General features: G+C 58.7%; 10 protein-coding genes. 9 read left to right on the top strand and 1 reads right to left on the bottom strand.

Going from position 1 to position 9722, the window contains the following annotated elements; genetic code table 11:
• The coding region (locus ACIQ47_RS12820) for an SDR family oxidoreductase (RefSeq protein ID WP_396438485.1) at positions 1 to 275 on the top strand (275 nt) is incomplete at its 5' end.
• Between the two features lie 278 nt (positions 276 to 553).
• On the opposite strand, the gene ACIQ47_RS12815 is transcribed toward ACIQ47_RS12820, so the two are convergent.
• A complete protein-coding gene (locus tag ACIQ47_RS12815; RefSeq protein ID WP_396438484.1) occupies positions 554 to 1309 on the bottom strand; it encodes an IclR family transcriptional regulator in 756 nt (251 codons plus the stop codon).
• Between the two features lie 716 nt (positions 1310 to 2025).
• Between ACIQ47_RS12815 and ACIQ47_RS12810 the strand changes: the two genes are divergently transcribed.
• The 8 genes from ACIQ47_RS12810 to ACIQ47_RS12775 form a co-directional block, all read left to right on the top strand.
• On the top strand, positions 2026 to 3018 hold the full coding sequence (locus ACIQ47_RS12810) for a thiamine pyrophosphate-dependent dehydrogenase E1 component subunit alpha (protein WP_396438483.1): 993 nt from the start codon (positions 2026 to 2028) through the stop codon (positions 3016 to 3018).
• 14 nt (positions 3019 to 3032) lie between these two features.
• Positions 3033 to 4013 (top strand): alpha-ketoacid dehydrogenase subunit beta, encoded by a 981-nt coding sequence (locus ACIQ47_RS12805; RefSeq protein ID WP_396438482.1) that lies wholly within the window; start codon positions 3033 to 3035, stop codon positions 4011 to 4013.
• Positions 4014 to 4018: 5 nt separating this feature from the next.
• Entirely contained in the window at positions 4019 to 4267 is a 249-nt protein-coding gene (locus ACIQ47_RS12800; RefSeq protein ID WP_396438481.1) for a lipoyl domain-containing protein, read from the top strand.
• Positions 4264 to 5601, top strand: a complete 1338-nt coding sequence (locus tag ACIQ47_RS12795; protein WP_396438480.1) for an aspartate aminotransferase family protein — start codon at positions 4264 to 4266, stop codon at positions 5599 to 5601. Before ACIQ47_RS12800 ends, ACIQ47_RS12795 begins: the two co-directional genes overlap by 4 nt.
• 18 nt (positions 5602 to 5619) lie before the next feature.
• Positions 5620 to 7269, top strand: a complete 1650-nt coding sequence (locus ACIQ47_RS12790) for an aryl-sulfate sulfotransferase (RefSeq protein WP_396438479.1) — start codon at positions 5620 to 5622, stop codon at positions 7267 to 7269.
• Positions 7266 to 7724 (top strand): tripartite tricarboxylate transporter TctB family protein, encoded by a 459-nt coding sequence (locus tag ACIQ47_RS12785; protein ID WP_396438478.1) that lies wholly within the window; start codon positions 7266 to 7268, stop codon positions 7722 to 7724. Before ACIQ47_RS12790 ends, ACIQ47_RS12785 begins: the two co-directional genes overlap by 4 nt.
• Before the next feature lie 12 nt (positions 7725 to 7736).
• Positions 7737 to 9239, top strand: a complete 1503-nt coding sequence (locus tag ACIQ47_RS12780; protein ID WP_396438477.1) for a tripartite tricarboxylate transporter permease — start codon at positions 7737 to 7739, stop codon at positions 9237 to 9239.
• A gap of 32 nt (positions 9240 to 9271) precedes the next feature.
• On the top strand, positions 9272 to 9722 hold a 451-nt coding region (locus ACIQ47_RS12775), incomplete at its 3' end, for a tripartite tricarboxylate transporter substrate-binding protein (protein WP_396438476.1).

The following is a 9722-nucleotide window of genomic DNA, read 5'->3' as shown; positions in this document are numbered from 1 at the left end:
TCCCGACCTCGGCTGTGGCCCGCGCAGGTTTGGCGGCATTCACCAAGCTCTTTACCGACGAGCACGCGGTGCACCAGGTGCGCATGAACAATGTGCTGCCCGGCTGGATCGACAGCCTGCCCGCCCAGGAACAGCGCCGTCAGAGCGTGCCCATGCAGCGCTACGGCACCAGCGAAGAAGTGGCCGCGACCATCGCCTTTTTGGCCTCGGATGCGGCGGCTTACATCACGGGCCAAAGCTTGCGCATTGATGGCGGGTTGATGCGTTCGCTTTGATGCACCCGGGCGCGCACTTCGCCTGCTGAGTCAAGGATTGCAGAAATCACACCGGGCAGGATCGGCCCACGGCGGGGCATTGACGGTACGCTGCTCCTGGTGGCCATATTGAGCAATTAACGCTCAGCTTCAGAGACCGGGTTTCTTGCGTTGCTGTTCAGTGCGATTGCGCCATCATGTGAAGCAAGACACCGAATCGCGTGGTGAGTAAATCACGAACCATCTTGGCCAATGCCGTTTGCTGTTCATCAAGATCTTGTGGATGGATAACAAGTTGATCAGATGGCCGGCTCAAAGCCGAGTTTCTTGGAAACCTCTAGCGCCGCGCGTACAAGTTCTGGCGCCAGTTTTTCGATGACGGCGTCAGTCAGTCGGCTGGCAGGCCCGCGGATGGCCAGGCAGCCTTCGATTTCGCCACGGCGACCAAACACGCCCGCTGCAAGTGCGCGGATGCCGCCAGCACACTCTTCGTTGTCCAGAGCCCAGCCGCGCACGCGCACGCGCTTGACCTCGGCGCGCAACTTGTCAGGACTCGTCAGGGTACGCGGCGTGACGGCTGGCAATCCGGTCACCAGCACCTCGTCGAACAGTGAATCGGGCCCGAAGGCCAGCATGACCTTGCCAGAGGCTGTGCTGTGCATGGACTCTGCATCACCAACATTGGCTGCAACGCGCATGGGTTGGCGGCTTTCCAGGGGAAGAGATACAACGGTTTCCGTGCCGCGACGCACGACGAACATGACCGTTTCGTCACACAGATCGCGCAAGCTCTCCATGGTTGGGCGCGCTACCTCTCCAGCCGGCACTTGACGCAGGTTGTGACTGGCCAATTCGATGAGGCCAGGTCCCAGACGGTATTTCTTGGTGGATGGGTCTTGCACCAGGAAGTCCTCCGCCGCCAAGGTGCGCAGCAGGCGGTAGGCAATCACCTTGTCCATGCCCAAGAGGCGTGCCACGTCGCTGGCGCCTAAGTCACCTGCGGCGGGCGTGAATTGCTTGAGGATGGTCAGGGCTTTGGCAACGGTCTTGCTCATGGGTATTCGTGTCCAAATAATTTCACATCAGGATGTCGCAAGACAATGATTTGGCACAACTTTTGGGGATTCAAGTCGGGCTTCAATGGGATGCTTGGGTCCATGACGGAAGGTGTTTTTCTTTTGCACGGAAAGGACCCATAGGCCCATGCACACAGCAGCGAAGGGGTCTCGTGTAACGATAATTGTAACGCTCCAAACTGTCCAAAGCCTTCCAAGTGGTTGCGGTCCAGCGCCGTTGCCCCCTGCCCTTGTTGGGTTGTTAACCCAAGAGGTGCCAAACACCATGAGTGAGAACCTTTCCGGCTGGACGACAAATGAGCAGCAGCTGTTGACGTTTTTGAAGAGGGCGATACCGGTGGCCCTGATCGAGTTGATCACAAACTGCGTGGATTGAAACCCTCGGGGGTGTGGTGATTTCAGCGGTTGAGGTCCCGGAACTCTTGATTCATGCTTCATTGATGAATGACAAAATTTGCAAATAAAGAAATGGCATTTCTTAATAAGTAATAGATAGCAATTTATGGAGGTTTTATCAAGTACAAATTGAGCTAAAGAAGTAGCTTTTATGAGCAAAATAAGGCTGAGAATGTGTCGCAGGTGACAAGGAGCTAAAAAATCATTGCTTTTAAAGAAATGACATGATTAAAATTAGTAAACGCATGGGTCAATGACCCCTCCTTCAACCATGTGACGACAAGGCCGAGATTCAAGCCATGAAAGAGAACCCCGGGGACATCCGTCCCAGTCCGGCCGAACGTCTGGCCATGTATGAACGAATGCTGCTGATCCGCCGTGTAGAAGAGCGCTTGGGCGCGGACTTCAAGGCGGGCAAATTGATTGCTGGTGTGCACCTTTACAGCGGTCAGGAAGCTGTAGGAGTTGGCGTGTGCCAACACTTGCGCGACACCGACTGGATCGCCAGCAACCACCGTGGGCATGGCCACTTTTTGGCCAAAGGCGGTGACGTGCGGGCCATGATGGCCGAGATACATGCCAAGGTAACGGGTGTGTGCAAGGGAATGGGCGGCACCATGCACGTGGCGGATCTGAGCAAGGGCATCTTGGGCGCCAATGGCATCGTCGGCGGCGGCATCAGCCTGATTTGCGGTGCGGCCTACTCACAGTCGCTTCAGGGAGATGGCGGCGTGTCTGTCGCTTTCTTTGGTGATGGGGCTTCCACCCAAGGTGTGATGAGCGAGGCGCTCAATCTCAGCGCCCTTTGGAAGCTGCCCATGATCTTCATCTGCGAGAACAACCTGTTCTCGGAGTTCTCGCGTTCGGACACCGTGGTGGCTGGTCGTATCGTGGACCGCGCTGGCGCTTATGGCGTCCCGGGTGTGCAGGTCGATGGCAATGACCTGGATGCGGTGTGGGTCGCCGCCAGCGAGGCCGTGCAACGCGCCCGCAACGGAGAAGGTCCCAGTTTCATCGAAGCCTTCACATACCGCATGTCCGGGCATGTGGAGGCCGAAACCGGTTTCTTGCAGGGTGCACAGTACCGCAGCGAAGAAGAAGTTCAATCCTGGGTTGAGCGCGACCCGATCCAGCGACAAAGGGCCCAACTCTTGAGCACTCAGCAAGCCACGCAGGATCAGTTGGCCGACATCGAAGCGCGCATTCTGGCGCAGGTCGAAGACGCCGTTCAATTTGCCATTGACAGCCCGCCGCCTCCGCCAGAGCAAGCGCTGCAATTCATGTTCGCCTGAGGGAGCCCCAATCCATGGCAAAGAAGAGAATTATCCAGGCGATCAACGAAGCCCTCGTTGAAGAGATGACACGCGACGAACGCGTCATCCTTTTCGGAGAAGATGTAGAGATCAGCCTTTTTGGTGACACCCGTGGGCTTTCGCAGCGCTTTGGGCCCAGCCGCATCCGCAACACACCGATTTCGGAAACACTGATCACCGGCATGGCGCTGGGCGCGGCCGCTGCAGGGCACCGCGTGGTGGCGCACATGATGTTCGCCAATTTCACCTACACGGGGTTCGACTCCATCGCCAACCAGGCGGCCAAGTTGCGCTATATGACCGGGGGGCAGGCGCGTTTGCCGGTGACCTACGTGGCGGCCTACGGTGGTGGGCGTTCCATCGCCGCGCACCATTCCGACACGCCCTACCCGCTGCTGATGAATTTGGGCGGTATCCGCGTGGCCGTGCCCGCCACCCCCGAAGACGCCAAAGGCCTCATGAAGGCCTGTATCCGCAGCGACAGCCCATCCTTCTTCCTGGAAGCCGGTGGCCGCGGAGGCGAGATGGGCGAGGTGCCCGATGGCGATTACGTCACGCCCTGGGGCCAGGCGGCGGTGCGTTGCACGGGTGGCGACGTGACCGTGGTGGCCATCGGTTCCATGGTCAAGCTGGCCATGGCTGCGGCCGAGGTACTGCGCAATGAACACAGTATCCATGTCGAGGTGATCGACCCGCGCACGCTGGTTCCGCTGGACGAAGCCTGCATCCTGAGCTCGGTCGAGAAGACGGGGCGTCTGGTCTTGGTTGATGAGTCGCGTGACAGTTGCAGTGCTGCCAGTCATATCGCCGCCATCGTCGCCGACAAGGCATTCGGATCACTGCGTGCTCCCATTCGCCGTGTGACGGTGCCGGATGTTGCCATGCCCTATGCCCCCAATTTGGAGCGGCTGGTGATGCCCAGTGTCGAACGCATCGTCGCCACCATCCAGCAACTGAAGGACTGCCGTCCCTGAAACCCATGAAAGTCAATCTCAAACTTTCCCGCGTTGGCATGAACATGGAGTCTGCCACCATCAGCGTCTGGCACAAGAAGCCCGGTGACATCTTTCGCAAGGGCGAAACGCTGTACGAAATTGAAAGTGAAAAAGTGACCATGGAGGTGGATGCTCCTTGCGACGGCAAGCTGTTGTCCCATACCGTGGAGGCAGGCAGCGAAGCCACTGTGGGTGGCAACGTGTGCGTCATCGATACGGACCTGTCAGCATGAACACCAGAGATCCAATGAATTTCAAGCTCGGCATGCGAACACAGGATTTGGTCGCGCGCGCTGCACGCGTCATGCCAGGACGGCAGAGCAATCTTCGTGCGCTGCCCGAACCCCCGGTGTTCATCGACAGGGCGGTGGGTCAAAGGCTGTGGGACGTTGATGGCCGTGAGCTGATCGACTTTGCCATCGGCATGGGGCCAGGCATCTGGGGACACGGCAACCGTGAATACCAAGACGCCCTTCATGCGCAGCTGGAAAAGCTTTTTGTCGTGGCCTCGGGCATGCTGCAGACCGAGCCTGAGGTGCAGCTGGCCGAGCGCATCGTCAACCACGTGCCATGCGCAGACCGCGTGCGATTTGTGACCACCGGTTCAGAGGCAGTGCAGATGGTGGTGCGTTTGGCGCGCGCCTTCACGGGTCGGCGCCTGTTTGTGCGCTTTGAGGGTCATTACCACGGCTGGCTGGACAATGTTCTGGGTGGCCGGGTCAACGATGAGCAGGGGGCCGATCCTTATGCACTCGAAAACCCGGCGGACCCCATGCACACCGAAGGGCGCGCAGAGTTTGCCATGCGGGAATCCTTCAAGATCCCATGGAACGATGCAGACGCTTTGGAAAACCTGCTCAAGACCCATGGCAAAGACATTGCCTTGGTGATGATGGAAGCCGTCATGACCAATGGTGGCTGCTGCATCCCACACCCCGGCTACCTTGAGCGGGTGCGAGAGCTATGCACGCAGTACGGCGTGGTCTTTTGCATTGACGAGGTCATCACAGGCTTTCGCATGGGCCTTGGCGGTGCGCAGGGCCATTACGGCGTCACCCCCGATTTGGCCAGCTTTGGCAAGGCCATTGCAGGTGGCATGCCGCTGGCGGCTGTAGCAGGTCGGGCGGACATCTTCGAGCTGCTGCGTTCCAACGCTGTAGTGGGTGCGGGCACCTTCAATGCCGCTCCCATGAGCATGACGGCGGGCCTGACCACCATGCGCATGCTGGAGCGCGACGATGGTGCGGCGTACCGGCACATCGACAAGATGCAGACGCACTTCATGACCGAATTCAAGCGACTGGGCAGCAAGCACGGACACGACCTGCTGGTGCAAGGCGTACGAGGCGTGTTCTGTGCCCACTTCAGTTCGCTGCCGGTGGCGTACTCAGCACGAGATCTTGCCGAACATGCGGATCGTGAAAAGGCACGCCGACTGCGCTTGGCGCTGATTGAAGAAGGTGTCTATGCTGGCCGAGGCGACCGCTACTTTGTGTCGGCTGGTCTGACGGCGGCCGATCTGGAGGACGGATTAGCCAGACTGGATCGTGCGCTGGCGCGCATCTAAACAAGGCAAAGACTGTTCATGAGCAACGCGCAGCCGACGATCCAGGGTTTCCGTCAAGAGCCCAGTGTGGTGCCGAATGCGGATCCGGTTGCGCCGATGGCCTTGGTACTGTCAGTCGATGTGAACGTGGCCGGAACACTGGAACTGAAGGCTGTCTCCGAAGGAGTGTCACAGCGTTATCGCTGGGAGGTTGAATCCGGCGTCAAGTCGCTGCCGGTTGTCGGGCTGAAGCCCGCTCGGTTATACCGATTGGATGTGTCTCTGATTGATGCTCAAGGGCAGCGGTTTGCAGCAAAGCCGCTGACGGTGCAGACGCCCGCTCTGCCGATCAGCAGCCTTGACTTTCCCCCGCTGCGCGTGAACCGTGCGCAGCGAGGACGCATGGAGCCCGGACTGACGCTGTTGAGTGTGCGGCGACGCGCGCTTGGGCGATCACATCGGATGACAGCCGAGCAACGTCGATTCACCACCGACTGGAGTCTGATCCTGGCGCTTGACGAGGACGGCGAGATCGTGTGGTTCTACCGCAGCCCTGCACGGATTTCCGGTGTGGCTGCATTGAAGAACGGTCACTTGTTCTTTCACACGACAAGAAACAGCCCGATCGAGATCGATTGGCTGGGACGCAAACTGCGTTGCTGGGGTGCTGCCCTGGGGCCTGCCCCGATGCCACCAGGTGCTGTCCCGGTACAGGCGGTGACGCTGCACCACCAACCCGATGCACTGCCCAACGGCAATTTCCTGTCGCTCAATGCCGTGCCTCGTCGCATCGAAAACTACTACACGAGCGAGACTGACGCCACTGCGCCTCGGCAGGCGCAATGGGTGATGGGCGACGAGGTCATCGAGTTCACACCGGAAGGTGAAGTGGTTTGGCGCTGGAACTGCTTCGACCACCTCGATCCGTTCAAGATCGGCTACGACACATTCTGGTCATATTGGTGGGTGCGCGGTTTCCCGGACCACTTGGACTGGACGCATGGCAACGGTGTCCACCACGACCCGCGTGATAACTCGGTGCTGCTGTCGCTGCGCAACCTCGACGCAGTGATCAAGATTGACCGATCGACAGGCCAGATTCGTTGGATTTTGGCGCGCGACATCGCCTGGTCAGAGCCGTTACGGGCCAAACTGCTGAAGCCCGTCGGTCGTGACTTCATTTGGCCTAGCCACCAGCACAATCCACGACTGACACCACAAGGGCACATCGTGCTCTTCAACAACAACGTGCACCAGGCAATCCCTTTTACAGGGGAGCGCGTCAAGAGTGCGTCTGAGTCACTGAGCCAGGCGGTTGTCTACGAAATCGACGAGCAAGAGCGAACTGTGCGCGTGGTTTTCTCCACGCCGACCGATGCATCCGAGGGCGCAGTGAGTTTTGCCATGGGAGACGCCCATGTTCTGCCGCGCACAGGCAATGTGCTGGTGGACTTCTCGCTGTGCTACCCCGGCCTGAACATCGAGACCTTTGATGCCAACGACCTGACGCGGGTCTACCCCGACGATTTGCCGTCAACGCCACGTATTAGGGAGTACGCCATCGACGACCCTCAGAACCCCGTGTTTGACGTCGAGGTTGTCCCGCTTCACGATTTGGTGCAGATGGAAGTGTTCGGGGTGGCTCGGGTTGCGATTCCAGATCAAGCGCTGCAGGAGGAACAGGTATGAGAATAAAAAGCGAAGTCGACTTCTGGTCGGGTGTGGTCTTCATCGTGGTGGGCTTGGCGTTTGCAATGGGTGCCACTGAATATCGATTTGGCACATCGGCAAGGCCCGGGCCCGGCTATTTTCCGCTCGGCCTTGGACTGCTGCTGGCCATGGTGGGCTTCATCGAGTTGATGGGTGCGCTGGGCCGTGAACGCAATGACGCTGACCGCATCACCTCACCCATTTGGCGCCCCTTGCTGGTCATTGTCGCAGCCGTGCTTGGAGCGGGTTTCCTCTTGCCGCGTCTCGGCATGCTGATCACCCTGCCATTCGTCATCGTGCTCACTTGCTTTGCTACCAGCGACTTCAAGTTTCGTGAGGCGCTTGGCCTGGCGGTGGTCCTCACAGTAGGCAGTTGGTTGCTGTTCGTCGTTGGACTCGAGCTGCGTATTCCAGTCATGCCAAGCAAATTTTAAGGAGGCAAGACAATGGACCTGCTTTCAAATCTTGCAACCGGATTCGGGGTTGCGCTGACTTTGCAGAACCTGGCCTTTGCGCTTGGGGGTGTGTTCATTGGAACCCTCATCGGAGTTCTGCCCGGATTGGGGCCTGTGCCTGCGATCGCGATGCTTTTGCCGTCGATCTACACGCTAGAGCCGACGTCCGCGCTGATCATGTTGGCTGGTGTCTATTACGGTGCACAGTATGGCGGCTCTACCACGGCCATCCTCATCAACCTGCCCGGAGAGTCGAGCTCGATCGTCACGGCCATCGATGGGTATCAGATGGCGCGCAAAGGTCGGGCTGGCGCTGCGCTGGCGGCGGCTGGACTGGGCTCTTTTTTTGCAGGTTGCGTGGGTACCTTGGTGTTGGCGGCTTTTGCGCCAGCACTGGCAGGGATTGCTTTTGCCTTTGGTCCGGCTGAATACGCTGCGTTGATGTTGCTGGGTTTGATCGGCGCGGTTGTGCTGGCCTCTGGATCAGTCTCCAAGGCCGTGGGTATGGTGCTTCTGGGCTTGTTGCTTGGCCAGATCAACACCGATCCCTTGTCAGGCGTTGAACGTTTTAGCTTTGGCATTCCAGAGTTGACCGACGGTCTTGGGTTCGTCGCAGTCGCCATGGGTTTGTTTGGCTTTGGCGAAATCATTGGCAATCTGAATCGCCCTCCTCAATCGCGTGAAGTCTTTACGCGGGACGTCAAGAACCTTTGGCCAACAGGTGAGGACTTCCGGCAGGCGATGCCGGCTGTCTTACGGGGTACGGCTCTCGGCTCCTTGCTGGGCGTCCTGCCGGGTGGTGGTGCCATTCTTGCGTCGTTTGTTTCTTACACGCTTGAAAAGCGGGTTTCCAAGACGCCAGAGCGCTTTGGGCATGGTGCGATCGAGGGCGTGGCCGGACCCGAAAGCGCAAACAATGCCGCGGCCCAAACCTCCTTCATCCCGATGCTGACGCTGGGCATCCCGCCCAACCCCGTGATGGCCTTGATGATTGGCGCGATGGTGGTCATGGGCATCGCACCAGGCCCCAAGGTCATGGTGGAAAACCCCGACTTGTTCTGGGGCCTCATTGCTTCGATGTGGATCGGCAACTTGATGTTGATCATCCTCAACCTGCCGTTCATCGGCATTTGGGTGAAGCTCCTGACAGTGCCTTATCGGTTCTTGTTTCCATCGATCGTTTGTTTTTGCGTGATTGGCCTGTACACGCTGTCGAACAACAATTTCGACATTTACCTTGCGGGTGTGTTTGCCATCATCGGATTTTTATTCATCAAACTCAGATGCGAAGCCGGCCCCTTGTTGCTGGGCATGGTGCTCGGGCCGATGCTCGAGGAGAACCTGCGCCGCACGCTTCTGGTTGCACGCGGTGACTGGAGCGTGCTGCTCACCCGCCCTATTTCTGGCACCTTGATCGCGTTTTCGGTCGTGATGCTGGTGGCCGCATTGTTGCCTGCAATAAGAAAAAGGCGAGACAACGCCTTCCGTGATTAATGTCTCATACAAACATCAAAGGAGTTCAACTTATGAAGAGTTTTTTCGCATCGCTCGCCATCGTGGTAACTGGCGCACTGACCGCGATTCCAAATATGGCCTCTGCACAAAACCGTATCTTCGTCGGTACCGTAGCCGGATCTGATCTGGACGGCCTTGCGCGTCGCGTGGCCGAAGTGCTGGCGGCATCCGATGGCTCACGCTGGATCGTTGAGAACCGCCCCGGATCTGGCGGCGCCCTCGGATTCGAAGCGCTCAAGAGCGCACCCGCAGACGGCACGACACTGCTGATGGCCCCATCGGGTGCTATGACCTTGACACCCCACACGCGTGGCAACCTCAAGTACTCCTTGGCCGACGTGGCGCCCGTTTCTCGCGTTGCCGGATTCGATGTGGCCTACATCGTGAGCGCCAAGGTTCCAGCGACAACGCTGAAGGGGTACATCGACTGGGTCAAGCAAGACAACGCACGCGCGGTGTTCG

This window comes from Limnohabitans sp., from assembly GCF_044373035.1.
GTDB lineage: Bacteria > Pseudomonadota > Gammaproteobacteria > Burkholderiales > Burkholderiaceae_C > Limnohabitans_A.
The sequence above is the reverse complement of the archived record's forward strand: the minus strand, read 5'-3'. Positions and strand labels throughout refer to the sequence as shown.